The sequence below is a fragment of the Streptomyces albidicamelliae genome (assembly GCF_025642175.1).
Classification (GTDB): Bacteria; Actinomycetota; Actinomycetes; order Streptomycetales; family Streptomycetaceae; genus Streptomyces; species Streptomyces albidocamelliae.
Genome location: NZ_CP106795.1, coordinates 3,321,345 through 3,347,004 on the forward strand (window position 1 = coordinate 3,321,345; position 25,660 = coordinate 3,347,004).

The window sequence follows — 25,660 nt, forward strand, 5'->3', positions numbered from 1 at the left end:
CAGCATGGACCACCGCCTCAGCCCCGAGCTGGAGGAACTCCGCCGTACGGTCGAGGAGTTCGCGCACGACGTCGTGGCGCCGAAGATCGGCGACTTCTACGAGCGACACGAGTTCCCGTACGAGATCGTCCGCGAGATGGGCCGCATGGGCCTGTTCGGGCTGCCGTTCCCCGAGGAGTACGGCGGGATGGGCGGCGACTACCTCGCCCTCGGCATCGCCCTGGAGGAACTGGCCCGGGTGGACTCCTCCGTGGCCATCACCCTGGAGGCCGGTGTCTCACTGGGCGCGATGCCGCTGCACCTGTTCGGCACCGAGGAGCAGAAGCGCGAGTGGCTGCCCCGCCTGTGCGCGGGCGAGATGCTCGGCGCGTTCGGCCTGACGGAACCGGACGGCGGCAGCGACGCGGGCGCCACCCGGACGACCGCCCGGCTGGACCCGGACACGGACGAATGGGTGATCAACGGCAGCAAGTGCTTCATCACCAACTCCGGTACGGACATCACCGGTCTGGTGACGGTCACGGCGGTCACCGGCCGCAAGCCGGACGGCAGGCCGCGGATCTCGGCGATCATCGTGCCCTCCGGCACTCCGGGCTTCACGGTGGCCGCGCCCTACTCGAAGGTGGGCTGGAACGCCTCGGACACCCGCGAGCTGTCGTTCCAGGACGTCCGGGTGCCCGCCGCCAACCTGCTCGGCGAGGAGGGCCGCGGCTACGCCCAGTTCCTGCGCATCCTGGACGAGGGCCGCATCGCGATCGCGGCGCTCGCCACCGGTCTGGCACAGGGCTGTGTGGACGAGTCGGTGAAGTACGCGAAGGAGCGGCACGCCTTCGGCCGGCCGATCGGCGCCAACCAGGCCGTTCAGTTCAAGATCGCCGACATGGAGATGAAGGCCCACACGGCCCGTCTGGCATGGCGGGACGCGGCCTCGCGGCTGGTCGTCGGCGAGCCGTTCAAGAAGGAGGCGGCGGTGGCCAAGCTGTACTCCTCGACGGTCGCCGTCGACAACGCCCGTGACGCCACGCAGATCCACGGCGGTTATGGCTTCATGAACGACTATCCGGTGGCCCGCATGTGGCGCGACTCCAAGATCCTGGAGATCGGCGAGGGCACGAGCGAGGTGCAGCGCATGCTGATCGCGCGGGAGCTGGGCCTGGCGGGCTAGCACCGGGACAGGCGGTGGGGCGCACCGGCCCCTGGACATCGAGTGAGGTTAGGCTAACCTGACCTTCGAACCAGTCCGGTGGGCGCCCCACCCTGTTCCGAAAGCAGCCGAGCCATGCCCAACGTCCGTACGACGTCGTCCCCTTCCCGTCGCGGTCTGCTCGCCGCCGGCGGCGCCCTCGCTCTCGGCGCCGCACTCGCCGCCTGCGGGGACGACAAGGGCAAGGACGCGGGCTCCGGCAAGGGGACGACGGCCGCCAAGTCCGGCCCCTGGTCCTTCACGGACGACCGCAAGAAGACCGTGAAGCTGGACAAGGTCCCCGCGAACATCGTCGCCTTCACCGGTGTCGGTGCCGCGCTGTACGACTACGGCGTGCAGGTCAAGGGCGTGTTCGGCCCGACGAAGACCGCGGACGGCAAGCCCGACGTCCAGGCCGGCGACATGGACGTCAGCAAGGTGACGGTCCTCGGCAACACCTGGGGCCAGTTCAAGATCGAGAAGTACGCGGCCCTCGCGCCGGACGTGCTGATCTCCACGATGTTCGACGACGCCGGCACGCTCTGGTACGTGCCGGACGAGTCGAAGGACAAGATCGCCCAGCTGGCCCCGAGCGTCGGCATCTCCGTCTACGACCGTCAGCTCCCGCAGTCGCTGCAGCGCATGTGGCAACTGGCCGAGTCGCTCGGCGGCGACATGAGGGCCGCCAAGGTGACGGCCGCCAAGAAGCGCTTCGAGGAGGCCGCCGCCCGCCTGCGCGCCGCGGCCAGGGCCAAGCCCGGGATCAAGGTCATGGCCGGCTCCGCGAGCGACCAGCTCTTCTACGTCTCCGGCACCAACCTCTCCGTCGACCTGGAGTACTTCAAGGCCCTCGGCGTGAACTTCGTCGAGCCCCCGGAGAGCGCCAAGGCCAAGGGCGGCGGCTGGTACGAGTCGCTCAGCTGGGAGAACGTCGACAAGTACCAGGCCGACATCATCATGATGGACGACCGCTCCTCGACCATCCAGCCCGCCGACATCACCAAGGCGACCTGGAAGAAGCTCCCCGCGGTCAAGGCCGGCCAGGTCATCTCCCGCTCCCCCGAGCCGATCCTGTCCTACGACAAGTGCGTCCCGCTCCTGACGACCCTGGCCGAGGCGCTGGAGAAGGCCGAGAAGGTCGCCTGACGCCCTCGGGTGCCACCCCTGACAAAGCCCTGAATCCCACGCTCAGGAGCCACACATGACGACGGCCGTAGCCGCCCCGTTCCGTTTCTTCTCCCTCCAGGTCGTACGGACGAGGCGGCTCGGCCCGTCTCTGGTCCGGGTCACCTTCGCCGGCGCCGACCTGCACGCCTTCCACTCCGACGGGCGGGACCAGTCCCTGTCCCTGTTCCTGCCGCACCCCGGGCAGAGCGACCCCGTGGTCCCGCTGGAGCTGGGCGACGGCTGGTGGCAGGGCTGGCGCGAACTGCCCGACGACGTACGGGCGGTCATGCGCTCGTACACCCTGCGCGCGCTGCGGCGGGACGCCGACGGCGGCACCCGCGAGATCGACATCGACTTCGCACTGCACGGTGTCGAGCCCGGCGCGGCCACCCCCGCGGGCCCCGCCTCCCGCTGGGCCTCCCGCGCCGCGGCCGGGGACCGGGTCCTGCTGCTCGGGCCGGCCGTCGCCGACAACCGCGCGATCCGCTTCCGCCCGCCCGGGGACACGGACCTCGTGGTGCTGTGGGGCGACGAGACCGCCGTTCCCGCGGCCACCGCGATCCTCGAGTCCCTGCCGGCCGGCACCCGGGTGCGCGCCTGGCTGGAGGTGCCGCACGCCGGTGACATCCAGGACGTGGTGACGCGGGCGGACGCGGAGCTCACGTGGCTCGTACGGCACGACAGCTCCCCCATGGCCGTCGACGCCGTACGAGCCGCCCGGCTCCCCCTCGCCGAGCGGCCGTACGTCTGGATCGCCGGTGAGTCCGGGCACGTGAAGGCGGTGCGCCGGCACTTCGTCGGTGAGCGCGGGATCGACCGGCGCCGGGTGACGTTCGTCGGCTACTGGCGCCAGGGCCTGACGGAGGAACAGCTCCGCGCCGCGGAGTAGCCCCGCCCCGACGTGACGCCGGTCACCGGAGAGGTGTGTTTCGGAGCAAGCAACTTAGGTTAGGCTTACCTAAGTTGGAGACGCGATCACCGGCTTCCCCGTTCCCCGCACGGACAGTCCCCTCGGAGGACCCCCACATGCGCTCGCACCTGCTCAATGGCCTCACCGCGGAGCACTACCGCCGCTCCGTGACCGAAGGAGTCGAGCGGGTGGCGGCCAAACTCGCCACCACCGACCGTCCGTTCACCGGCATCCTGGTGGACGCCCTCGCCCCCGACATCGACGCGATCGACCTGGACCGGCCGCTGGGTGACACCACGGCCGTCCTGGACGAGCTGGAGAACGTCTACCTGCGGGACGCGGTCTGGTTCCACCACCCCCGCTACCTGGCCCACCTCAACTGCCCGGTCGTCATCCCCGCGGTGCTCGGCGAGGCCGTGCTGTCCGCCGTCAACTCCTCCCTGGACACCTGGGACCAGTCGGCCGGCGGCACCCTGATCGAGCGCAGGCTCGTCGACTGGACGGCCACCCGCATCGGCCTCGGCCCGGCCGCGGACGGCGTGTTCACCTCCGGCGGGACGCAGTCCAACCTCCAGGCGCTGCTGCTGGCACGGGAGGAGGCCAAGAGCCAGGATCTCGGCCGGCTGCGCGTCTTCGCCTCCGAGGTCAGCCATTTCAGCGTGAAGAAGTCCGCCAAACTCCTCGGCCTCGGCCCGGACGCCGTCGTCGTCGTGCCCGTCGACCACGACAAGCGCATGCAGACGGTCGCCCTCGCCCGCGAGCTGGAGCGCTGCGCGGCGGACGGCCTGGTCCCCATGGCCGTCGTCGCCACCGCCGGCACCACCGACTTCGGCTCCATCGACCCGCTGCCCGAGATCGCCGAGCTGTGCGCCCAGTACGGCGTGTGGATGCACGTGGACGCCGCCTACGGCTGCGGCCTGCTCGCCTCGCTGAAGTACCGCGACCGCATCGACGGCATCGAGCGCGCCGACTCGGTCACCGTCGACTACCACAAGTCCTTCTTCCAGCCGGTGAGTTCGTCCGCCGTGCTGGTCCGGGACGCGGCCACCCTGCGGCACGCCACCTACCACGCCGAGTACCTCAACCCGCGCCGCATGGTGCAGGAACGTATTCCCAACCAGGTCGACAAGTCCCTGCAGACCACCCGCCGCTTCGACGCCCTCAAGCTGTGGCTGACGCTGCGCACGATGGGCGCCGACGGCATCGGGCAGCTCTTCGACGAGGTGTGCGACCTCGCGCGGGAGGGCTGGACGCTGCTGGCCGGCGACCCCCGCTACGACGTGGTCGTCGAGCCCTCGCTGTCCACCCTCGTCTTCCGCTACGTCCCGGCGGCCGTCACCGACCCCGCCGAGATCGACCGGGCCAACCTGTACGCCCGCAAGGCCCTGTTCGCCTCCGGTGACGCCGTCGTCGCGGGCACCAAGGTCGGCGGCCGCCACTACCTGAAGTTCACCCTGCTCAACCCCGAGACGACGACGGCCGACATCGCCGCCGTCCTTGACCTGATCGCCGGCCATGCCGAGCAGTACCTGGGAGAGTCCCTTGACCGCGCGTCCTGAAGCCCACAGCAAGACCTACGACTTCGTGGGGATCGGGCTCGGCCCCTTCAACCTCGGCCTCGCCTGCCTGACCGAGCCGATCGCCGAGCTGGACGGCGTCTTCCTGGAGTCCAAGCCGGACTTCGAGTGGCACGCGGGCATGTTCCTCGACGGCGCCCACCTGCAGACCCCGTTCATGTCCGACCTGGTCACCCTCGCCGACCCGACCTCGCCGTACTCCTTCCTCAGCTACCTGAAGGAGAAGGGCAGACTGTACTCGTTCTACATCCGCGAGAACTTCTACCCCCTGCGGGTCGAGTACGACGACTACTGCCGCTGGGCGGCGAACAAGCTGAGCAGCGTCCGCTTCGGCACCACGGTCACCGAGGTGACGTACGAGGACGACCGGTACGCCGTGCGGACCGCGGCCGGCGACACCTACCGCACCCGCCACCTGGTCCTCGGCACCGGGACGACGCCCTACGTCCCCGAGGCGTGCCGCGATCTCGGCGGCGACTTCCTGCACAACGCGCAGTACATGCACCGCAAGGCGGAGCTCCAGGCGAAGAAGTCCATCACCGTCGTCGGCAGCGGCCAGAGCGCGGCGGAGATCTACTACGAGCTGCTCTCCGAGATCGACGCGCACGGCTACCGGCTCAACTGGGTGACCCGCTCCCCGCGGTTCTTCCCGCTGGAGTACACCAAGCTGACGCTGGAGATGACCTCCCCGGACTACATCGACTACTTCCGCGCGCTGCCCGAGGAGACCCGCTACCGGCTGGAGAAGCAGCAGAAGGGCCTGTTCAAGGGCATCAACTCGGACCTCATCGACGCGATCTACGACCTGCTCTACCAGAAGCACGTCGAGAGCGGCGACCGCCCGGTGCCCACCCGTCTGATCACCAACTCCTCGCTGGTCACCGCGTCCTACGCCGACGGTGCGTACTCCCTCGGCTTCCACCAGGACGAGCAGGGCAAGGACTTCGGGATCGACACGGAGGGCCTGCTGCTGGCCACCGGCTACCACTACGAGCCGCCGGCCTTCCTCGCGCCCGTCCGCGACCGGCTGCGCCTCGACGGCCACGGCCGCTTCGACGTCGCCCGCAACTACTCCATCGACACCACCGGCCGCGGGGTCTTCCTGCAGAACGCCGGCGTCCACACGCACAGCATCACCAGCCCCGACCTGGGCATGGGCGCGTACCGGAACGCGTACATCATCCGCGAGCTGCTCGGCAGCGAGTACTACCCGGTCGAGAAGTCCATCGCCTTCCAGGAGTTCGCCGTATGACCACGAAGGACCTGCCCTTCACCGTCCGTCCCCTCGACCCGCTGAAGGACGCCGAGCTGCTGCACGGCTGGGTGACCCACCCCAAGTCGGCGTTCTGGATGATGCAGGACGCGAGGCTGGAGGACGTCGAGCGGGCCTACATGGAGATCGCGGCCGACGAGCACCACCACGCCTTCCTCGGCCTGCACGAGGACCAGCCCGCCTTCCTGATGGAGAAGTACGACCCCGCCCACCGGGAGCTGGTCGGGCTGTACGAGCCCGAGCCCGGCGACGTCGGCATGCACTTCCTGGTCGCGCCGACCGACACCCCCGTGCACGGGTTCACCCGGGCCGTCATCACCGCCGTGATGGCGTTCCTGTTCGAGGACCCGGCGACCCGGCGGGTCGTGGTCGAGCCGGACGTGCGCAACACGGCCGTGCACGCCCTGAACGCCGCCGTCGGGTTCGTGCCCGAACGGGAGATCCGCAAGCCGGAGAAGCAGGCGCTGCTGAGCTTCTGCACCCGGGAGCAGTTCACGAAGGCGGTGGCCGCGTGAGTCTCGCCGACACCGTGGCCCACCTCTCCCCCGAACGCTGGGAGACCGCCGGCCGCCTCCTGATCCGCAAGGCCCTCGCCGAGTTCGCGCACGAGCGTCTGATCACACCGGAACCCGAGGACGGCGGGTACGTCGTCCGCAGCGACGACGGGCTCACCGCCTACCGGTTCACCGCCGTCCGCCGGGCCCTCGACCACTGGCAGATCGACGCCCCGTCCATCACCCGACACCACGACGGCGTCGAGGTCCCGCTCGCGCCGCTGGACTTCTTCATCGAGCTGAAGGAGTCCCTGGGACTGAGCGACGAGATCCTGCCGGTGTACCTGGAGGAGATCTCCTCCACCCTCTCCAGTACCTGCTACAAGCTCACCAAGCCGGAGGTTACCTCCGCCGAGCTGGCCCGCGGCGGCTTCCAGGACATCGAGACCGGGATGACCGAGGGGCACCCCTGCTTCGTCGCGAACAACGGACGGCTCGGCTTCGGCGTCCACGAGTACCTGTCCTACGCCCCGGAGACCGCGAGCCCCGTCCGGCTGGTGTGGCTGGCCGCGCACCGCTCCCGGGCCGCGTTCACGGCGGGCGTCGGGATCGAGTACGAGGACTTCGTCCGGCAGGAGCTGGGCGAGGCGACCGTCGGGAGGTTCCACGGGAAGCTGGCCGGCCTGGGCCTCGACCCCGCCGACTACCTCCTCATCCCCGTCCACCCCTGGCAGTGGTGGAACAAGCTCTCCGTCACCTTCGCCGCCGAGGTGGCCCGCCGTCACCTGGTGTGCCTCGGCGAGGGCGACGACGAGTACCTGGCCCAGCAGTCCATCCGGACCTTCTTCAACACCAGCGACCCGCGCAAGCACTATGTGAAGACGGCCCTGTCGGTCCTCAACATGGGCTTCATGCGCGGCCTCTCGGCCGCCTACATGGAGGCGACGCCGGCGATCAACGACTGGCTGGCCCAGCTGATCGAGAACGATCCGGTGCTGAAGTCGACCGGTCTGTCGATCATCCGCGAGCGGGCGGCCGTCGGCTACCGGCACCTGGAGTACGAGCGCGCCACGGACCGCTACTCGCCGTACCGCAAGATGCTCGCCGCGCTGTGGCGGGAGAGCCCCGTGCCCTCGCTCCGGGACGGCGAGTCCCTCGCGACCATGGCCTCCCTGCTGCACGTCGACCACGAGGGCGCCTCCTTCGCGGGCGCCCTGATCGAGCGGTCGGGCCTGGCCCCCGCGGAGTGGCTGCGGCAGTACCTGCGGGCCTACTACACGCCGCTGCTGCACAGCTTCTACGCCTACGACCTGGTGTACATGCCGCACGGCGAGAACGTCATCCTGGTGCTGGCGGACGGGGTCGTGCGGCGAGCGGTCTACAAGGACATCGCCGAGGAGATCGCGGTGATGGACCCGGACGCCGTCCTGCCGCCCGAGGTCCGCAGGATCCGCATCGAGGTCCCGGACGACACCAAGCTGCTGTCGATCTTCACGGACGTCTTCGACTGCTTCTTCCGGTTCCTCGCCGCCCACCTCGCCGCCGAGGGCGTCCTGGAGGAGGACGGCTTCTGGCGCACGGTCGCCGAGGTCACCCGCGAGTACCAGGAGTCGAACCCCGAACTCGCCGACAGATTCCGGCAGTACGACATGTTCGCCCCCGAGTTCGCGCTGTCCTGTCTCAACCGGCTCCAGCTGCGCGACAACCGGCAGATGGTGGACCTCGCCGATCCGTCCGGTGCGCTCCAGCTGGTGGGCACCCTCGAGAACCCGCTGGCAGGCCGCTGACGGCCCACCGGCGGACGGGCACCCCGGAGTACGGTCCTCCGGGGTGCCCGTCGTCCCGCCGGGGCGGTCAGCGCTTCGGCCAGGGGACCTGCGGCGACCGGTAGTAGTGGATGCCGAGGGCGTCCCAGCGCGGTCCCTGGGCGGCCAGCCGCACCTTGTAGCCGCTCCAGCCGTGGGTGGCCGCCGGCGACCAGCCCAGTTCGGCCGCGCCCGCCAGCCGCGGGAACGCCAGGTACTCGAGGTCGGCGGACGTCTTCACGGTCTCCGTCCACAGGGGTGCCTCGACGCCCCGGATCGCGGACGCGGGGGCTCCGGGCAGATAGGCGCCCGGATTCCAGTCGTAGGACCGCTTCACCTCCACCATGCCCGCCCACTTGGTGCCGAGCTTGGTGTCCTTCGTGTACTTCATGTCGAGGTAGACCCGGTCGGCCGGGGACAGGATCAGCCCGGTGCCGTGCCGGGCGGCCTCGGCGACCTGCGCCTTCTCCGCCGCGGCGGTGCCGTCCAGGCCCCAGTACTGGGCGAGCGCGCCCTTGGCCGGGTGGGCTCCGGTGAGCTGGTGCCAGCCGACGGCCTTCTTGCCGTACTTGGCCACGACCGGCTGCACGCGGTCCATGAACGTCACGTAGTCGGCGTGGGGTGTGGAGTGCGCCTCGTCGCCGCCGATGTGGAGGTAGCGGCCCGGCGTGATCGCCGCCAGCTCCCTGATCACGTCGTCCACGAAGTCGTAGGTGACCGCCTTGGGCACGCACAGCGAGCTGAAGCCGACCTGGGTGCCCGTGTACAACGGGGGCGCCACGCCGTCGCAGTTGAGCTTCGCGTACGAGGAGAGGGCCGCGTTGGTGTGGCCGGGCATGTCGATCTCGGGGACGACCTCCAGATAGCGGGAGGCCGCGTACCGGACGATCTCCTGGTAGTCGGCCTTGCTGTAGTGGCCGCCCCGGCCGCCGCCGACCTGGGTGGAGCCGCCGTGGGTGGCCAGGCGCGGCCAGGAGTCGACGGCGATCCGCCAGCCCTGGTCGTCGCTGAGGTGCAGGTGCAGCTCGTTGATCTTGTAGAGGGCCAGCTGGTCGATGTAGCGCTTGACCTGGCCGACGGTGAAGAAGTGCCGGGAGACGTCCAGCATGGCGCCCCGGTAGGAGTAGCGGGGGCGGTCCTCGATCGTGCCGCCGGCGATCTGCCAGGGGCCGGACCGGACGGCCTTGCTCTCGACGGCGGCCGGGAGGAGCTGGCGCAGGGTCTGGACGCCGTGGAAGAGGCCGGCGGGGGCGCTCGCGGTGATCGTGACGCCCCCCGGGCCGCTCTGCAGCCGGTAGCCCTCGGCCCCGAAACCGCCCTGGACCAGGTGGAGCCGGATGCCGCCGGTGCCCTGTTCGGTGAGCGGCAGCGGGTAGCCGGTGGAGGGCCGCAGGATGCCGGTGAGGTACGTGCCGATCCGGCGGACCTCGGCGGAGCCGTCGACCCGGACGCCGGTGGCGCGGGTGATGCGGTACGGGGCGCCGCCGGCTCTGACCGAGGCCGGGGCCGGGACCACCCGGTCCAGCGGGGCCGGGGCGGCCGCGGGCGCCGGGTGGGCCGCGCCGAGGGTGAGGACCCCGGCCGCCGCCACGAGCAGCAGCGAACCGAGGATGTGGGGTGTCCGGGGAGTCGTGCTGTGGTTCCGTCTCACATGCGCTCCCGTCAGATGAGGTGACTGTCCGCTGTGTTGACCGTCGGACGTGGTCGAGACCACTCTCCCGCAGATCCGGTGAAACAATCCCCGCATGGCGGAAATCATCCAGAAGGACGGCACCTGGGTCTTCGACGGCGACGTCCTGCGCCTCACTCCCGGCCGGGACAGGAACGTGAGCCCCCTCCGCCGCGAGCTGGGTGAACTCGTCGTGCCGCTGCGCGCGTCGGCCGGTGTCTCCTTCGAGCAGGGCCGGCGGTCGGGACGGCTGAGGCTCAGGCTGCGCGACGGCGCCGATCCGCTGCTGCACGCCACCGGCGGCCGGCTCACCGAGGCGAACGACCCCTATCAGCTGGCCGTCGAACCGGACCGGTACGGCGTCGCCGAGTACCTCGCCGACGAGATCCGCAACGCCCTGCTGCTGGACGGGGTTTCCTCCGACCCGGTGGGCTCCTGGCTGCTGCCGGGGCCGTCGCTGCCGGTGTCGGCGTCCGCCGGGGACGGCACGGCCGGTTTCGACGGGGAGCGGGTGCGGCTGGAGTGGAACTGGAAGACGGAGGACGCCAAGGCCGCCACCGGCCCGCGGACGATCCCGCTCGCGGAGGTCACCGGCGTGGAGTGGCAGCCGGCGGCCGGGCTGGAGAACGGCTACCTGCGCTTCCGGGTCCGGGGCGCCCCCGTCACGGCGCCCCCGAAGTACGACCCGAACGCCGTGGAGCTGTGGGGCTTCAAGAAGGACCCGCTGATGGCGCTGGTCGCGGCCGCGGTCCGGGCCCGGCTGCCGCACCCGTCGGCCGCCGCCGAGGGGGACGCCGTACTCCCGAAGCAGCTGCCGCCGGCCGGTGACGGCCACGACGCACTGCTGCGGCGGCTGCGCGAGCTCGGTGAACTGCATCGCGAGGGCGTGCTGACGGACGACGAGTTCACGCTGGCCAAGCAGGCGGTCCTCAAGCGCCTGTGAGGACCGCCCACTCGTCGGGCAGCGGCTACTTCGCCCGGCGGGACACGGTGAAGTGGTCGATGCGGTCGCCGGTCTCGGCGATGCCCGACACCTTCAGCGTGGTCTGCCGGCCCTTCGGCGCGGGCACGACGTCCACCCGCAGGAAGGAGTAGTTGAGGTAGCGCACCCGGGACCAGGCGACGGTCTCGTCGACCTTGCCGTCCTTGGTGTTGATGAACGAGGCGACCGAGTCGACCTCGTGCTCGTGGCCCTCGTAGGAGTCCGGGGCGGAGAAGGCGTAGAGGCTGCGGCCCGCGGCGCCCGCGGTGACGTAGACCACGCCCTCGGTCTCGGGGTAGGCCGTGCCGCCGATCGGCAGCTTCTTGGTGACCTTGTCGCCCTTGATCACGTCGGTGCGCTCGTACTGGTGGTTGTGGCCGTTGATGACGAGGTCCACCGTGTACTTCTCGAACAGCGGCACCCACTCCTGGCGCACGCCCCCCTCCGAGGCGTGCGCGGTGGAGGTGCAGTAGGCGCAGTGGTGGAAGAAGACCACGATGAAGTCGACGTCCTTGGACGCGCGGAACTTCTTCAGCTGCCCTTCCAGCCAGTTCGTCTGGGTTCCTCCGGAGATGCCCAGGTTCGCCGGGATCTCGAAGGAGATGTCGTTGGCGTCCAGCGAGATGACCGCGGTGTTGCCGTAGACGAAGGAGTACACGCCCGGCAGGTTGTCGGCGTCCGGGCCGTTGTCCGGGAGGGTCCAGCGGGCCTCCTCGCCGCCGTAGCCGTTCGGCGAGTACCAGGCCTCCATGTCGTGGTTGCCGTACGCGGGCATCCACGGCACCTGCTTGGCGACGGACTCGGTCTGGTGGAGGAACTGGTCCCAGGTGCGCGAGTCGAAGCCGGTGTCGGTGGTCCTGCCCTGGCCGGCCGGGTCGCCGTAGGCGATGTCACCGGCGTGCAGGTGGAAGGCCGGGTTCTGGCCGAGGATCAGGGCGTTGTTGGCGAGGCCGTGGTAGCCGACGCCCTCGTCGCCGAAGGCGGTGAAGGTGAACCGCTCCTTGTGCGCCGGGGCGGTGGTGAAGGTGCCCAGGGTGCCCGCCAGGTGCGGCTCGGCCGGGTCGAAGCCGTGGTGGCCGACGCCGTAGTAGTAGGTCCGGCCCGGGCGCAGGTGGGTGAGCTTGGCGTGCAGGTAGTACTGGGTGCGGTCGCCGCTCGCGCCGACACCTGCCGGGGTGTAGAGGGTGCGGACCTCGGCGTCGATCCGGCGCGAGAGGTCCCAGGGGTGGGCGCCGATGCGGATGAAGGGCTTCTTCACCGCGACCGGGACCTGCCAGGAGACGGTGACCTCCGTGCGCGGGTCGTTGCCGAAGGCCAGGTGGCGGCCGAAGGGGGCGACGAGGGCTCCGTCGACCGACTCGGCCGTGGCGGCGGTGCGCTGCGTGGGCACGGCCGCCTGGGCGGTGGCGCCCGGCAGGAAGGCGCCACCCGTGACGGCGCCCAGCGTGACGGCGCCGCCCCTGATCATGGTGCGCCGCGAGAATCTGGCGCGCAGGTACTCGTGCTGCTCGGCCATGCTCATGCGCTCGGCCAGCTTCTCGGGAACGCCCATACGAGGAATGTCCATGACGTCCGAAACTCGTGGCCCCGGGCAACGAGACACAAGACACAGGATGGACAGTCCGCGAACAGCGCCCCATAAGAGATTCAACAGGCGCTTGCCCGAAATCGGGCACGATTCTTGCGAAACGGCGGCCGGTGCCCGAGGATCTACCGGGTGCACGACGAACTCGTTGATCATCTGTCGCGGTCCACGCCCCTGAGCCGGGGCGAGGCGCTGCGGGTGATCCAGGACGTGCTCGCCTTCTTCGACGAGACGACCCCCGAGTTCGTCCGTCGCCGCCACCGTGAACTGCAGGCCCAGGGCCTGGTGAACACGGAGATCTTCGACCGGATCGAGGCGGACCTGAAATACCGGGCGGTGGCGCCGCCGGAGCTGACGCTCAGGCAGCTGCGCCGCATGGTCTACGGCTGAGAACAGCCGGACCGGACCGAGCGACAGTCAAGGGATACCTCTCTATATGTGCGGAATCGTCGGATACATCGGGAAGCGTGACGTCGCGCCCCTCCTCCTGGAGGGCCTGCAGCGGCTGGAGTACCGCGGCTACGACTCCGCGGGCATCGTCGTCACCTCCCCGAAGGCGCCGGGCCTGAAGATGGTCAAGGCCAAGGGCCGGGTGCGGGACCTGGAGGCCAAGGTCCCGGCGCGGTTCAAGGGCACCACCGGTATCGCCCACACCCGCTGGGCCACCCACGGCGCCCCCTCCGACGTGAACGCCCACCCGCACATGTCGGCCGACAGCAAGGTCGCCGTCGTGCACAACGGCATCATCGACAACGCCACCGACCTGCGCCGCAAGCTGGAGGCGGACGGTGTCGAGTTCCTCTCCGAGACCGACACCGAGGTCCTCACCCACCTCATCGCCCGCTCGCAGGCCGAGAAGCTGGAGGACAAGGTCCGCCAGGCGGTCCGCCTGATCGAGGGCACGTACGGCATCGCCGTGCTGCACGCCGACTTCCCCGACCGGATCGTGGTGGCCCGCAACGGCTCCCCGGTCGTCCTCGGCATCGGCGAGAAGGAGATGTTCGTCGCCTCGGACATCGCCGCGCTGGTCATGCACACCCGGCAGATAGTGACCCTCGACGACGGCGAGATGGCCACCCTCAAGGCCGACGACTTCCGCACCTACACCACCGAGGGCACCCGTACGACGGCCGAGCCCACCACGGTGGAGTGGGAGGCCGAGTCGTACGACATGGGCGGCCACGACACCTACATGCACAAGGAGATCTTCGAGCAGGCCGACGCGGTCGACCGCGTGCTGCGCGGCCGCATCGACGACCGGTTCTCCACCGTGCACCTCGGCGGCCTCAACCTGGACGCGCGCGAGGCGCGGCAGATCCGCCGCGTGAAGATCCTCGGCTGCGGCACCTCGTACCACGCGGGCATGATCGGCGCCCAGATGATCGAGGAGCTGGCCCGCATCCCCGCGGACGCCGAGCCCGCCTCCGAGTTCCGCTACCGCAACGCGGTGGTCGACCCCGACACCCTCTACGTGGCCGTCTCCCAGTCGGGCGAGACGTACGACGTGCTCGCCGCGGTCCAGGAGCTCAAGCGCAAGGGCGCCCGGGTCTTCGGTGTCGTCAACGTGGTCGGCTCGGCGATCGCCCGCGAGGCGGACGCCGGCATCTACGTGCACGCCGGTCCCGAGGTCTGCGTGGTGTCGACCAAGTGCTTCACCAACATGACCGTCGCCTTCGCGCTGCTCGCCCTGCACCTCGGCCGCACCCGTGACCTCTCGGTCCGCGACGGCAAGCGGATCATCGAGGGCCTGCGCAAGCTGCCCGGGCAGATCACCGAGATGCTCAAGCAGGAGGAGCAGATCAAGGAGCTGGCCGAGCTGTACGCCGACGCCCGCTCGATGCTCTTCATCGGCCGGGTCCGTGGCTACCCGGTGGCCCGCGAGGCCTCGCTGAAGCTCAAGGAGGTCTCCTACATCCACGCCGAGGCCTACCCCGCCTCCGAGCTGAAGCACGGTCCGCTGGCGCTCATCGAGCCGGCCCTCCCCACGGTCGCGATCGTCCCCGACGACGACCTGCTGGAGAAGAACCGCGCGGCCCTGGAGGAGATCAAGGCACGCGAGGGCAAGATCCTGGCGGTGGCCCACCAGCACCAGGAGAAGGCCGACCAGACGATCATCGTGCCCAAGAACGAGGACGAGCTCGACCCCATCCTCATGGGCATCCCGCTCCAGCTCCTCGCCTACCACACGGCGAAGGCCCTGGGCCGTGACATCGACAAGCCGCGCAACCTCGCCAAGTCGGTGACGGTCGAGTAGCACCCGCTCACGGACGGACCCCCGCATGTGCCACCGAACACACGGGGGTCCTTCCGGTGCCGCTGTCGATCAGCCGGTGGCCGTCACCCCCCGGCCGGCGGCACGCCGAGGGAGCGCGGTGGGCCAGTGCGCGAGAGCCGCGGTCGCCGCGTACCAGGCGACCACGCCCGAGAGGGCCGCGAGCCAGCCGCCGGCCTTGGTCAGCGCGGAGCTGTCGGCGAAGGCCGCGACGGCCAGCACGAGCATCGCCAGGAACAGCAGCCCGTGGGTGACCTGACCGAGGGTGTCGCCGCCGGCGACGGTCAACGTGAGTGCCACGAGGGCGAACAGGAGCAGGAACAGCCCGGCCGCGTTCGCCGACCCGGGATCCGACACGGCCCAGGTGAACCACAGGGCGCCGAGCGCCACGTACCCCACGCCGGACGCGGTGGAGTCACGGAGGGCCAGCAGGCCGACGAGGAAGAGGGCGACACCGCCCACGTAATGGGCGACGGTCACGGCGTCGGAGGTCCCCACGCCGTCGATCACACCGGTCGTGCCGAGCCCGAACGCCAACAGGGTGACACCCAGGGCGAGTCGGCCGACCACAGTAGAACTCACGCTTCCCGCAGAGACGTCGTTGTCCACGGCGGGCTCCCTTCAGCTGTGCACTTGCGCGGTGATCGGTATATGCCCTTCACAAGGGCACAAACCACCTCTACGCGCGAGTAGTTTCACGCTGCACAAGGGAAGTTGACGGACAGTCGGGAGACGGCGGGACCGCGTCGACCGGGCGGGCGGGTCAGGGGATGACGATCACGGGCCGCTGCGCGCGCTTCGCGAGCCGGCCCGCGACGGAGCCGAAGATCCGGCCCACGAGACCGTGCGTGGAGCCGACGACGATCGCGTCCGCCTCGTACTCCCGCCCCACCTCTTCGAGTTCGTGGCAGATGTCGCCGCCCCGCTCGACCAGGATCCAGGGCACCTCGGCGAGGTAGTCCGCACAGGCCAGCTCCAGCCCCAGCACCTCGGTGCGGTGGTCGGGCACGTCGACGAAGACGGGCGGCTCGCAGCCGGCCCACACGGTGGTCGGCAGCCGGTTGGCCACATGGACGATGATCAGGCCGGACCCGGAGCGATGGGCCATGCCGATCGCGTAGGCGAGGGCCCGCTCACTGGAGGTCGAGCCGTCGAAGCCGACGACCACTCCGTGCCGGAAGGCAGGGTCGCAGGAGGGGCGTGCCTCTGACGCCGCCAGGGGATCGGCCGCCGTGGGATCGGCGACCGGCCGCTTGCGGTCCGCGGGTTCGAAGAATTCGTGACCGGCCATGGCTGTCTCGGCGTTGTGATCCTTTATGGGTGGGGACGCAGTGTGCGGCTAGGTGCTGCGGAGCTGTGTCCGGGAAACATCTTCCCAACCCCATACCCCCAAGGGTACGGCGGCACGCCTCCTGAGCACAGATCCCGCGCACGCTCCGTAAGCGGTCCCCCGACGTCCGTAGGGGTTCACCGGAGCATGCACGAGCGACGCCCGTAACGCAATGGTTGCTGCCCCGTACAGGCGGTTTGCGCACGATCACGGGTGCACGGCCGGTGACCGTCCCGTCGAACGGCCGTTGTACCGGGGTGAGCCACCGCCACAGGGAGTACGAGATGCCCGGACCCCGCCCGACCTCCGAGCCGCGCCCGGCCCCGGACACCGCGAGCGACGTGATCCGCTGGGCCGCCTTCAGTTGCGTCCTCGTCCCCGTGGTCCTGCTCTGGTACGGCACCTCGCTGGCCGGCGCCACGGGCACCGCCCTGGGCCTGGCCGCCGTCACCGCCGTGTGCCGGCTGCTGCTGCGCCGCTCCGAGCGCTGCGCCGCGCACCGGCCGGAACGTTGCGCCACGCAAAGAGGCGGACGTCACACGCGGGGGCACACGCGACGGACACCGGTCGACTGACCGGTTTCCATACCCCCGGACGCATCTTTTCAGCCAACTTCCGGATACCGCCCCGGAGGGGGCCGAAAGGCCCCCCAACCCCCGTTCCACCTGCACGGAAAGGGTCCAGGGACGGCTGCGCACCCTACGCGGTTTGGCCACTGCGACAAGGCGTACTTCCCAGTGCGGCCCGCGAGTGCAACGCTTCGTGATCGAATGCTTCACGCCAAGTTGTCATGTCGACAATCCACGGCGTGTCGAACTGGCCACCGTCAGACCGCGGGAGCCAGTAGATTCGATCTTGACTGTCTTTACGGCGGGGGACTCGTGCAGGACCGAGGGGAAACGTGCAGGAGCGACACAACCGAGGAGCCGCGACCACCGAGGGGGGCTTAGCAGTATGAGCCACGACTCCACTGCCGCGCCGGAAGCCGCGGCCCGGAAACTCTCCGGGCGACGCCGCAAGGAGATCGTCGCGGTGCTGCTGTTCAGCGGCGGCCCCATCTTCGAGAGTTCCATACCGCTTTCGGTGTTCGGGATCGACCGCCAGGACGCCGGAGTGCCGCGCTACCGACTACTGGTGTGCGCCGGCGAGGAAGGCCCGCTGCGGACCACAGGGGGCCTGGAACTCACCGCGCCGCATGGGCTGGAGGCGATCTCCCGCGCCGGGACGGTCGTCGTGCCGGCCTGGCGTTCGATCACCTCGCCGCCGCCGGAGGAAGCGCTCGACGCGCTGCGCAGAGCGCACGAGGAGGGTGCCCGCATCGTGGGCCTCTGCACGGGCGCCTTCGTGCTCGCGGCGGCCGGACTGCTGGACGGGCGGCCGGCGACGACCCACTGGATGTACGCACCGACGCTGGCCAAGCGCTATCCGTCGGTGCACGTCGATCCACGGGAGCTGTTCGTCGACGACGGCGATGTGCTGACGTCGGCCGGTACGGCCGCGGGGATCGACCTGTGTCTGCACATCGTGCGGACCGACCACGGCAACGAGGCGGCCGGCGCGCTCGCCCGGCGCCTGGTGGTGCCACCGCGCCGCAGCGGCGGTCAGGAGCGCTATCTCGACAGGTCTTTACCCGAGGAGATCGGCGCCGACCCGCTGGCCGAGGTCGTCGCCTGGGCGCTGGAACACCTCCACGAGCAGTTCGACGTGGAGACGCTGGCGGCACGCGCCTACATGAGCCGCCGTACGTTCGACCGCCGGTTCCGCTCGCTGACCGGCAGCGCACCGCTGCAGTGGCTGATCACCCAGCGGGTGCTCCAGGCGCAGCGGCTGCTGGAGACGTCGGACTACTCCGTGGACGAGGTGGCGGGCCGGTGCGGCTTCCGCTCCCCCGTCGCGCTGCGCGGGCACTTCCGCCGCCAGCTCGGCTCGTCCCCGGCCGCGTACCGGGCCGCCTACCGGGCCCGCCGGCCGCAGGGCGAGCGGCCGGGTGATCCGGAGGCCCTGTCGGCTCCCGGCCACCAGGGGCAGCCCGCGGGTCTGCCCGGCGGCCCGGGACCACTGGGTCATGTGCCGGCCATGCTGCACCCGGACAACGGGGTGCCGATGCAGAGCCGCCGCACGGCCGGCGCGGTGAGCCTGCTGCCGGGTCCGCGCAGCGGCGGCTGAGCGAGGAACGCGAGGGGGCGGAGTCCGACTCCGCCCCCTTTGCCGTGGCCGCGGTCACCGGGTCACCGCATGCCCGGTCCGGCGCGGCGCGGCGCGCCGTAAGGTGAGACACATGAACGATCGCATGGTGTGGATCGACTGCGAGATGACCGGCCTCTCGCTGTCCGACGACGCTCTCATCGAGGTGGCCGCCCTCGTCACCGACTCCGAGCTGAACGTACTCGGCGAGGGAGTGGACATCGTCATCCGTCCGCCGGACCGGGCCCTGGAGACGATGCCGGAGGTGGTGCGTCAGATGCACACCGCGTCCGGGCTGCTCGCCGAACTGGCGAACGGCACGACCCTGGCGGACGCCGAGGAGCAGGTCCTCGCCTATGTCCGCGAGCACGTGAAGGAGCCGGGCAAGGCTCCGCTGTGCGGCAACTCCGTCGGCACCGACCGCGGCTTCCTGCTGCGGGACATGCCGACCCTGGAGGACTACCTCCACTACCGGATCGTGGACGTCTCCTCGATCAAGGAGCTGGCCCGCCGCTGGTACCCGAGGGCGTACTTCAACAGCCCGGAGAAGAACGGCAACCACCGGGCGCTCGCCGACATCATCGAGTCCATCGCCGAGCTGCGCTACTACCGCGAGGCCGTCTTCGTCCCGCAGCCGGGACCGGACACCGACACCGCCAGGGCGATCGCCGCCAAGCACGTCGTGCCCGCGCGCTAGCCCCGCCGGGGTCCGTTCGGAAGGCCCGCGCGAAAACCTGTGCGCGAGCACCCCTTCGGACCCTGTAGACTTCTTCTCAGCCGGTCGGGGAGGGCACTCCTCGGAATGCCGGTCATGGTGGGTGTAGCTCAGCTGGTAGAGCACCTGGTTGTGGTCCAGGATGCCGCGGGTTCAAGTCCCGTCACTCACCCTGAGTAATCAGCCGGTGACTCCGTCGAAGGACGGGTCACCGGCTGATTCGTTTTCTCCTCCCGTGCGCACGCTCCCCGCCGGCGTGCGGTCGGCGTGCGGTCGGCGCCGAAAGCCGGGTACGCCCGGCATCCGGCGGACCGCCGGGACGATCCCTAGGACGACGCCCGCGTCACCAGCTCCGTCGGCAGCACCGCGTGCCGTCGCTCCAGGTCCCGGGTGGCGGACGGACGGCGGTCGGCGATCTCCGTCAGGAGCAGGTCGATCATGGCGCGGCCCATCTCCTCGATGGGCTGGCGGACGCTGGTGAGCGGCGGATCCATGTGGCGGGCGATGGCCGAGTCGTCGTAACCGACGAGGGCCACGTCGTCCGGGATGCGGCGGCCCGCCTCGCGCAGCACCTGGCGGGCGCCCGCCGCCATCACGTCCGAACCGGCGAAGACCGCGTCCAGATCGGGATGGCGGCCGAGCAGCACCGACATCGCCCGGCGGCCGCCCTCCTCGGTGAAGTCCCCCGGCTCGACCAGGAGCTCGTCCGCCTCGTGGCCGGCGTCGCGCAGCGCCTCGCGGTAGCCGTCGACACGGCGCTGGGCGCCGTAGACGTCCAGGCGGCCGGTGATGTGCGCGATCCGCCGGCGCCCCCCGGACAGCAGGTGCTCCACCGCCGAGCGGGCGCCGCCGTAGTTGTCGGAGTCCACCGAGGTGAGCGTCTCGCCGGCCGAGCGCGGGCCGCTGATCACGGCCGGGATCTCCAGCTGGGCGAGGAGATCGGGCAGGGGGTCGTCGGCGTGCACCGAGACCAGCAGGACGCCGTCGACACGGTGGGCCGCGAGGTACTGGGCGAGGCGCTGCCGCTCGCGGTCGCTGCCCGCGAAGATCAGCAGCAACTGCATCTCGGTCTCGGAGAGTTCGGCTCCGACACCGCGGAGCATGTCCGAGAAGTACGGCTCCGCGAAGAACCGGGTCTCCGGCTCGGGGACGACGAGCGCGATGGCGTCGGTGCGGTTGGCGGCGAGGGCGCGGGCCGCGGTGTTGGGCACATAGCCGAGTTCGGCGACCGCGGCCTCGACCGCGGCCCGGGTGGCGTCGCTGACCCGGGGCGAGCCGTTGATCACCCGCGACACCGTGCCCCGGCCGACCCCGGCCCGGGCGGCGACTTCCTCGAGCGTGGGCCGCCCACCGCTCCGGCCCCGCCCTCCCTGGCCTGCCATGGGCTCCGCCTCTCTCGCCGCGTCGATCGTGCTGGCCGAATGTAACAGCACCGTTCTCCGTGGTCGCCGCCCGTGTGCGCCCGCCGCCCCGCTGTTCCGGAGGCCGCTGCTCCAGTTAACGTCCCGATAACTGAACGGACTTGGCCCCGTCCCCTCCCTTGACACCCCGCCCCGGACCCGCGACTCTTCAACACATCACTTGTGGGAGCGCTCCCACAGTACCTGACACCTACACATCCCGCACGTTCCCCGCCCGAGCCGCAGCGAGTACGAACGGGCCTCATTCCAGTGCAGTTGGCCGGGGGGTCGGCACGTCAGGCAACAGGAGGACGCAATGCGCACGAGCATCCGCGGGTCACGCAGGCTGGGGGCCCTCGCGGTCGTCGCCGCGCTGGCCACAGGGCTGCTGGCCGGCTGCGCCAACGACTCGGACGACGGCTCGTCGAACTCGGACGGCGGTGGCAACGGCGACGGCAACGGCAGGATCACGCTGACCGTCGGGACCTTCGGCGTCTTCGGCTACAAGCAGGCCGGCCTCTACGACGAGTACATGAAGCTCCACAAGGACATCAACATCAAGGAGAACGTCACCACCCGTACCGACGTCTACTGGCCGAAGGTGCTGACCCGCCTCCAGGCCGGCTCCGGCACCGACGACATCCAGGCCATCGAGGTCGGCAACATCACCGAGGCCGTGCAGACGCAGGGCGCGAAGTTCGCCGACCTCGGCAAGGACGTCGACAAGTCCCAGTGGCTGGACTGGAAGAACGCCCAGGCCACCACCAAGGACGGCAAGCTCATCGGACTCGGCACCGACATCGGCCCGATGGCGATCTGCTACCGCAAGGACCTCTTCCAGAAGGCCGGTCTGCCGACCGACCGCACCAAGCTCGCCGACGCCTGGAAGGGCGACTGGGCCAAGTACGTCGACCTCGGCAAGCAGTACATGAAGAAGGCCCCCAAGGGCACCAAGTTCGTGGACTCCGCGTCCTCCGTCTACAACGCGGCCCTCGGCGGCGGGAGCGAGCGGTACTACGACAAGGGCGACAACGTCATCTGGGACAAGTCCGAGGGGGTGAAGACCGCCTGGGACGTCGCGATGAGCGTGGCCACCAGCGACATGTCCGCCAAGCTGAAGCAGTTCGACAAGCCGTGGGACCAGGGCTTCGCCAACGGCACCTTCGCGACCGTGGCCTGCCCGGCCTGGATGATGGGCTACATCGAGCAGAAGTCCGGCGACTCCGGCAAGGGCAACTGGGACGTGGCGGCGGCGCCCACCGCGGCCAACTGGGGCGGCTCCTTCCTCGGGGTGCCGACCGCCGGCAAGCACCAGAAGGAGGCCATCGCCCTCGCGAAGTGGCTGACCGCCCCGGAGCAGCAGGCGAAGGTCTTCGCCAAGCAGGCGAGCTTCCCCTCCACCCCGTCGGCGTACGGCAGTCTGAAGCCGGCCGCGGACACCACCGCCTACTTCTCCGACGCGCCGATCACGCAGATCTTCTCGGACTCGGCGAAGACGATCCCGACGCAGTACTTCGGCATCAAGGACCAGCCGATCAACACCGCGCTCACCGACGTCGGCATCCTCCAGGTGGAGCAGAAGGGCAAGACGCCCGCCCAGGGCTGGGACGCCGCGAAGAATGAGATCAAGGACGTGCTCGGCCAGTGACCAGCTCCAAAGAGGCTCTCGCGCATCCCGCGTCGAGCGCCGAGGCCGCGCCCGGCACCCCGCCGGGCGCGGCCCGGGGCGCTCAGGGTCGCGGTACGCCGGCAGGCGCCGACTCCTGGCGCAGCCGGCTGTACCGCTGGGACATGAAGGCGTCGCCGTACGCCTTCGTCGCCCCCTTCTTCCTTCTCTTCGGGGCCTTCTCCCTGGTCCCGCTGCTCTACACGGCCTGGTACTCGCTGCACGACGTGCAGCTGTCGTCCCTCGACCACCAGACCTGGGCGGGCCTGGACAACTACGAGAACCTGCTGTCCTCGGACTTCTTCTGGAACGCCCTGAAGAACACCTTCACCATCGGCCTCATCTCGACCGTGCCGCAGCTGCTGGCCGCGCTCGGGCTGGCGCACCTGCTGAACTACAAGCTGCGCGGCTCCACCGCCTGGCGGGTCGTGATGCTGACCCCGTACGCCACCTCCGTGGCCGCAGCGACCCTGGTGTTCACGCTGCTGTACTCGTGGGACGGCGGCATGATCAACTGGATCCTGCACTTCTTCGGGGTCGACCCGGTCAACTGGCGTGAGTCCGACTGGGGTTCGCAGTTCGCGGTGTCGTCGATCGTGATCTGGCGGTGGACGGGCTACAACGCCCTGATCTACCTCGCGGCCATGCAGGCGATCCCGGCCGATCTGTACGAGTCGGCGGCGCTCGACGGCGCCAACCGCTGGCAGCAGTTCCGGCACGTCACCGTCCCGCAGCTGCGGCCGACGATCCTGTTCACGGTCGTCGTCTCCACCATCGGCGCGACCCAGCTCTTCGGCGAGGTCCTGCTGTTCGGCGGGGTGAGCGGGTCCAAGGGCGGCTCGGAGCACCAGTACCAGACGCTCGGTCTGTACATGTACGACCAGGGCTGGATCATCGGCAACCTCGGCAAGGCGTCCGCGATCGCGTGGTCGATGTTCCTGATCCTGCTGATCGTCGCCGCGGTCAACCTGCTGCTCACCCGACGGCTGAGGAAGTCCCAATGACGACCAGTGAACTGACGCTGCCCCAGGCGCCCGCCAAGGAGCGCCGCCGGCGGGCGACGGGCGCGGGCAGGCAGCTGCACGCGGGCCCGGTGACGTATGTGGTGCTGACCGTGTTCGCCCTCGTGTCGCTGGCTCCCCTGGTGTGGACGGCGATCGCGGCCTCGCGCACCGACCGGCGGCTCGCCGAGACCCCGCCGCCGCTGTGGTTCGGCGGCAACCTGTTCAAGAACATGGAGGCCGCCTGGGACCAGGCGGGCCTCGGCACCGCGATGTTCAACTCGGTTCTCGTGGCGGGCACGATCACCGTCAGCACGGTGCTGTTCTCCACCCTCGCCGGTTTCGCCTTCGCCAAGCTCCGGTTCCGGTTCTCGGGCCTGCTGTTGCTGCTGACCATCGGCACGATGATGATCCCGCCGCAGCTGGCCGTCGTACCGCTGTACCTGTGGATGTCGGACCTCGGCTGGTCGAACCAGCTCCAGACGGTGATCCTGCCGAGCCTGGTGACCGCCTTCGGTACGTTCTTCATGCGGCAGTACCTGGTGCAGGCGCTGCCCTCGGAGCTGATCGAGGCGGCCCGGGTGGACGGCGCGAGCAGTCTGCGGATCGTGTGGCACGTCGTCTTCCCGGCGGCCCGGCCCGCGATGGCGGTGCTCGGCCTGCTGACGTTCGTGTTCGCCTGGAACGACTTCCTGTGGCCGATCATCGCCCTGACCCAGCAGAACCCGACCGTGCAGGTGGCCCTGAACTCGCTCGGCACCGGCTACGTCCCGGACCAGGCGGTGATCATGGCGGGCGCGCTGCTCGGCACGCTGCCGCTGCTGATCGCCTTCCTGCTGTTCGGCAAGCAGATCGTGGGCGGGATCATGCAGGGCGCGATCAAGGGCTGACGCCCGTTCCCCAGGGGCCGGGCCACCGCAGTCCCGGCCCCCTTCCCGCCCGCGGGCACCGTCTTCTCCCCCTTACCTCGTCGGTCACCTTCGACCCCCTTTGGGAGCGCTTCCATGCCTGACTCCGTTTCCCCCGTCTCCTTCCCTCCTTCCTTCCTGTGGGGTGCCGCGACCTCCGCGTACCAGATCGAGGGCGCGGTGCGGGAGGGTGGCCGCACCCCCTCGATCTGGGACACCTTCAGTCGTACGCCGGGCAGGACCGCGGGCGGCGAGACCGGTGACATCGCCGTCGACCACTACCACCGCTACCGCGACGACGTGGCGCTGATGGCGGAGCTGGGCCTCGGCGCGTACCGCTTCTCCGTCTCCTGGTCCCGGGTGCAGCCGACCGGCCGGGGCCCGGCCGTGCAGGTGGGCCTGGACTTCTACCGCCGGCTGGTCGACGAGCTGCTGGAGCGCGGCATCAAGCCCGCCGTCACCCTCTACCACTGGGACCTGCCGCAGGAGCTGGAGGACGCGGGCGGCTGGCCTGAGCGGGACACGGCGCTCAGGTTCGCGGAGTACGCACAGCTCGTCGGCGAGGCGCTCGGCGACCGGGTGGAGCAGTGGATCACCCTGAACGAGCCCTGGTGCAGCGCCTTCCTGGGCTACGGCTCCGGCGTGCACGCCCCCGGCCGCACCGACCCGGTGGCGTCCCTGCGCGCGGCGCACCACCTGAACCTGGCGCACGGGCTGGGCGTCTCGGCGCTCCGCGCGGTGCTCCCGGCCCGCGCCAGGATCGCGGTCAGCCTCAACTCCTCGGTCGTGCGGCCCCTTTCCCAGGACCCCGCCGACCTCGCGGCGGCCCGCCGGATCGACGACCTGGCGAACGGCGTCTTCCACGGACCGATGCTGCACGGCGCCTACCCCGAGACGCTGTTCGCCGCCACGGCCTCCCTCACCGACTGGTCGTACGTCCTCGACGGCGACGTCCGCACCATCCACGCGCCCGTGGACGCGCTGGGCCTGAACTACTACACCCCGGCGATGGTGTCGGCCGCACCCGGCGAGGTCAAGGGCCCGCGGGCGGACGGCCACGGCGCCAGCGACCACTCCCCCTGGCCGGGCGCCGACGACGTGCTGTTCCACCAGTCGCCGGGCGACCGGACGGCGATGGGCTGGTCGATCGACCCGACGGGCCTGTACGACCTGCTGATGCGCTACTCGCGCGAGGCCCCGGGCCTGCCCCTGTACATCACGGAGAACGGCGCGGCCTACGACGACAAGCCGGAGCCCGACGGCAGCGTCCACGACCCCGAGCGCATCGCCTACCTGCACGGTCATCTGGCGGAGGTGCGCCGCGCCCTCGCCGACGGCGCGGACGTCCGCGGCTACTACCTGTGGTCCCTGATGGACAATTTCGAGTGGGCGTACGGCTACGACAAGCGGTTCGGCGCGGTGTACGTGGACTACGCGACGCTGGAGCGGACGCCGAAGTCCAGCGCCCGCTGGTACGCCGAGGCGGCGCGCACCGGCGTGCTGCCGCCGGTGGAGCCGGCGGTCTGACACGGGGGGAGG

General features: G+C 70.3%; 22 protein-coding genes and 1 tRNA gene. 18 read left to right on the forward strand and 5 right to left on the reverse strand.

Annotation, left to right across the window (positions count from 1 at the left end):
* The first annotated feature begins 4 nt into the window (after window positions 1–4).
* The 7 genes from N8I86_RS15280 (at window position 5) to N8I86_RS15310 (ending at window position 8,391) form a co-directional block, all read left to right on the forward strand.
* Window positions 5–1,165, forward strand: coding sequence for an acyl-CoA dehydrogenase family protein (locus tag N8I86_RS15280; RefSeq protein WP_123439685.1), 1,161 nt, complete (start codon window positions 5–7; stop codon window positions 1,163–1,165).
* 114 nt (window positions 1,166–1,279) lie between these two features.
* Entirely contained in the window at window positions 1,280–2,329 is a 1,050-nt protein-coding gene (locus tag N8I86_RS15285; protein ID WP_263278012.1) for an ABC transporter substrate-binding protein, read from the forward strand.
* Between the two features lie 55 nt (window positions 2,330–2,384).
* Window positions 2,385–3,239, forward strand: coding sequence for a siderophore-interacting protein (locus tag N8I86_RS15290; protein ID WP_073900489.1), 855 nt, complete (start codon window positions 2,385–2,387; stop codon window positions 3,237–3,239).
* A gap of 137 nt (window positions 3,240–3,376) precedes the next feature.
* Entirely contained in the window at window positions 3,377–4,819 is a 1,443-nt protein-coding gene (gene desA, locus N8I86_RS15295; protein WP_263278013.1) for a lysine decarboxylase DesA, read from the forward strand.
* Window positions 4,803–6,089: a lysine N(6)-hydroxylase/L-ornithine N(5)-oxygenase family protein gene (locus N8I86_RS15300; protein ID WP_073900486.1), complete on the forward strand. Its 1,287-nt coding sequence runs from the start codon at window positions 4,803–4,805 to the stop codon at window positions 6,087–6,089. Before desA ends, N8I86_RS15300 begins: the two co-directional genes overlap by 17 nt.
* A complete protein-coding gene (locus N8I86_RS15305) occupies window positions 6,086–6,625 on the forward strand; it encodes a GNAT family N-acetyltransferase (protein WP_073900484.1) in 540 nt (179 codons plus the stop codon). The genes N8I86_RS15300 and N8I86_RS15305 overlap by 4 nt, the downstream gene beginning before the upstream one ends.
* Window positions 6,622–8,391, forward strand: coding sequence for an IucA/IucC family protein (locus N8I86_RS15310; RefSeq protein ID WP_263278014.1), 1,770 nt, complete (start codon window positions 6,622–6,624; stop codon window positions 8,389–8,391). The genes N8I86_RS15305 and N8I86_RS15310 overlap by 4 nt, the downstream gene beginning before the upstream one ends.
* A gap of 67 nt (window positions 8,392–8,458) precedes the next feature.
* Here N8I86_RS15310 and N8I86_RS15315 read toward each other — a convergent pair whose 3' ends face one another.
* Window positions 8,459–10,060 carry a beta-N-acetylhexosaminidase gene (locus tag N8I86_RS15315; protein ID WP_263278015.1) on the reverse strand — a complete coding sequence of 534 codons (1,602 nt, stop codon included), beginning with the start codon at window positions 10,058–10,060 and terminating at the stop codon, window positions 8,459–8,461.
* Between the two features lie 94 nt (window positions 10,061–10,154).
* On the opposite strand from N8I86_RS15315, the gene N8I86_RS15320 reads away from it, so the two are divergent.
* Complete coding sequence (locus tag N8I86_RS15320) at window positions 10,155–11,021, forward strand: DUF4429 domain-containing protein (RefSeq protein WP_263278016.1); 867 nt, start codon at window positions 10,155–10,157, stop codon at window positions 11,019–11,021.
* Window positions 11,022–11,046: 25 nt separating this feature from the next.
* On the opposite strand, the gene N8I86_RS15325 is transcribed toward N8I86_RS15320, so the two are convergent.
* Entirely contained in the window at window positions 11,047–12,612 is a 1,566-nt protein-coding gene (locus N8I86_RS15325; RefSeq protein ID WP_263278017.1) for a purple acid phosphatase family protein, read from the reverse strand.
* Window positions 12,613–12,777: 165 nt separating this feature from the next.
* Between N8I86_RS15325 and N8I86_RS15330 the strand changes: the two genes are divergently transcribed.
* Window positions 12,778–13,035, forward strand: a complete 258-nt coding sequence (locus N8I86_RS15330; protein WP_073900474.1) for a hypothetical protein — start codon at window positions 12,778–12,780, stop codon at window positions 13,033–13,035.
* A gap of 46 nt (window positions 13,036–13,081) precedes the next feature.
* Entirely contained in the window at window positions 13,082–14,899 is a 1,818-nt protein-coding gene (gene glmS, locus N8I86_RS15335; protein WP_073900472.1) for a glutamine--fructose-6-phosphate transaminase (isomerizing), read from the forward strand.
* 69 nt (window positions 14,900–14,968) lie between these two features.
* Here glmS and N8I86_RS15340 read toward each other — a convergent pair whose 3' ends face one another.
* Together N8I86_RS15340 and N8I86_RS15345 are read right to left on the reverse strand one after the other, a co-directional pair.
* Window positions 14,969–15,526, reverse strand: a complete 558-nt coding sequence (locus N8I86_RS15340; RefSeq protein WP_263278018.1) for a hypothetical protein — start codon at window positions 15,524–15,526, stop codon at window positions 14,969–14,971.
* A gap of 154 nt (window positions 15,527–15,680) precedes the next feature.
* The gene (locus N8I86_RS15345) at window positions 15,681–16,208 is read right to left on the reverse strand and encodes a universal stress protein (protein WP_073900468.1); all 528 of its coding nucleotides are present in this window, start codon (window positions 16,206–16,208) and stop codon (window positions 15,681–15,683) included.
* Between the two features lie 323 nt (window positions 16,209–16,531).
* Here N8I86_RS15345 and N8I86_RS15350 point away from each other — a divergent pair, with 323 nt between their 5' ends.
* The 4 genes from N8I86_RS15350 (at window position 16,532) to N8I86_RS15365 (ending at window position 19,318) form a co-directional block, all read left to right on the forward strand.
* A complete protein-coding gene (locus tag N8I86_RS15350; protein WP_263278019.1) occupies window positions 16,532–16,822 on the forward strand; it encodes a hypothetical protein in 291 nt (96 codons plus the stop codon).
* A gap of 379 nt (window positions 16,823–17,201) precedes the next feature.
* A complete protein-coding gene (locus N8I86_RS15355) occupies window positions 17,202–18,413 on the forward strand; it encodes a helix-turn-helix domain-containing protein (RefSeq protein WP_073900466.1) in 1,212 nt (403 codons plus the stop codon).
* Between the two features lie 112 nt (window positions 18,414–18,525).
* On the forward strand, window positions 18,526–19,128 hold the full coding sequence (gene orn / locus N8I86_RS15360) for an oligoribonuclease (RefSeq protein ID WP_073900464.1): 603 nt from the start codon (window positions 18,526–18,528) through the stop codon (window positions 19,126–19,128).
* 117 nt (window positions 19,129–19,245) lie between these two features.
* Window positions 19,246–19,318, forward strand: a tRNA-His gene (locus N8I86_RS15365).
* Window positions 19,319–19,472: 154 nt separating this feature from the next.
* On the opposite strand, the gene N8I86_RS15370 is transcribed toward N8I86_RS15365, so the two are convergent.
* A complete protein-coding gene (locus N8I86_RS15370; RefSeq protein WP_073900462.1) occupies window positions 19,473–20,528 on the reverse strand; it encodes a LacI family DNA-binding transcriptional regulator in 1,056 nt (351 codons plus the stop codon).
* A gap of 334 nt (window positions 20,529–20,862) precedes the next feature.
* On the opposite strand from N8I86_RS15370, the gene N8I86_RS15375 reads away from it, so the two are divergent.
* The 4 genes from N8I86_RS15375 to N8I86_RS15390 all read left to right on the forward strand — a co-directional run bounded on the left by N8I86_RS15375 (window position 20,863) and on the right by N8I86_RS15390 (window position 25,648).
* Window positions 20,863–22,194, forward strand: coding sequence for an ABC transporter substrate-binding protein (locus N8I86_RS15375; protein ID WP_073900461.1), 1,332 nt, complete (start codon window positions 20,863–20,865; stop codon window positions 22,192–22,194).
* Entirely contained in the window at window positions 22,191–23,216 is a 1,026-nt protein-coding gene (locus N8I86_RS15380; protein WP_073900459.1) for a carbohydrate ABC transporter permease, read from the forward strand. Before N8I86_RS15375 ends, N8I86_RS15380 begins: the two co-directional genes overlap by 4 nt.
* Window positions 23,213–24,103, forward strand: coding sequence for a carbohydrate ABC transporter permease (locus N8I86_RS15385; protein WP_073900457.1), 891 nt, complete (start codon window positions 23,213–23,215; stop codon window positions 24,101–24,103). Before N8I86_RS15380 ends, N8I86_RS15385 begins: the two co-directional genes overlap by 4 nt.
* A 114-nt stretch (window positions 24,104–24,217) precedes the next feature.
* The gene (locus N8I86_RS15390; protein WP_263278020.1) at window positions 24,218–25,648 is read left to right on the forward strand and encodes a GH1 family beta-glucosidase; all 1,431 of its coding nucleotides are present in this window, start codon (window positions 24,218–24,220) and stop codon (window positions 25,646–25,648) included.
* Window positions 25,649–25,660 lie beyond the last annotated feature (12 nt).

Coding starts and splice junctions, on each gene's coding strand:
- N8I86_RS15280 (WP_123439685.1), top strand. CDS start 5: ATGGACCACCGCCTCAGCCCCGAGCTGGAGGAACTCCGCCGTACGGTC.
- N8I86_RS15285 (WP_263278012.1), top strand. CDS start 1,280: ATGCCCAACGTCCGTACGACGTCGTCCCCTTCCCGTCGCGGTCTGCTC.
- N8I86_RS15290 (WP_073900489.1), top strand. CDS start 2,385: ATGACGACGGCCGTAGCCGCCCCGTTCCGTTTCTTCTCCCTCCAGGTC.
- desA (WP_263278013.1), top strand. CDS start 3,377: ATGCGCTCGCACCTGCTCAATGGCCTCACCGCGGAGCACTACCGCCGC.
- N8I86_RS15305 (WP_073900484.1), top strand. CDS start 6,086: ATGACCACGAAGGACCTGCCCTTCACCGTCCGTCCCCTCGACCCGCTG.
- N8I86_RS15320 (WP_263278016.1), top strand. CDS start 10,155: ATGGCGGAAATCATCCAGAAGGACGGCACCTGGGTCTTCGACGGCGAC.
- N8I86_RS15325 (WP_263278017.1), bottom strand. CDS start 12,612: ATGGGCGTTCCCGAGAAGCTGGCCGAGCGCATGAGCATGGCCGAGCAG.
- glmS (WP_073900472.1), top strand. CDS start 13,082: ATGTGCGGAATCGTCGGATACATCGGGAAGCGTGACGTCGCGCCCCTC.
- N8I86_RS15345 (WP_073900468.1), bottom strand. CDS start 16,208: ATGGCCGGTCACGAATTCTTCGAACCCGCGGACCGCAAGCGGCCGGTC.
- N8I86_RS15350 (WP_263278019.1), top strand. CDS start 16,532: ATGCCCGGACCCCGCCCGACCTCCGAGCCGCGCCCGGCCCCGGACACC.
- N8I86_RS15355 (WP_073900466.1), top strand. CDS start 17,202: ATGAGCCACGACTCCACTGCCGCGCCGGAAGCCGCGGCCCGGAAACTC.
- orn (WP_073900464.1), top strand. CDS start 18,526: ATGAACGATCGCATGGTGTGGATCGACTGCGAGATGACCGGCCTCTCG.
- N8I86_RS15370 (WP_073900462.1), bottom strand. CDS start 20,528: ATGGCAGGCCAGGGAGGGCGGGGCCGGAGCGGTGGGCGGCCCACGCTC.
- N8I86_RS15375 (WP_073900461.1), top strand. CDS start 20,863: ATGCGCACGAGCATCCGCGGGTCACGCAGGCTGGGGGCCCTCGCGGTC.
- N8I86_RS15385 (WP_073900457.1), top strand. CDS start 23,213: ATGACGACCAGTGAACTGACGCTGCCCCAGGCGCCCGCCAAGGAGCGC.
- N8I86_RS15390 (WP_263278020.1), top strand. CDS start 24,218: ATGCCTGACTCCGTTTCCCCCGTCTCCTTCCCTCCTTCCTTCCTGTGG.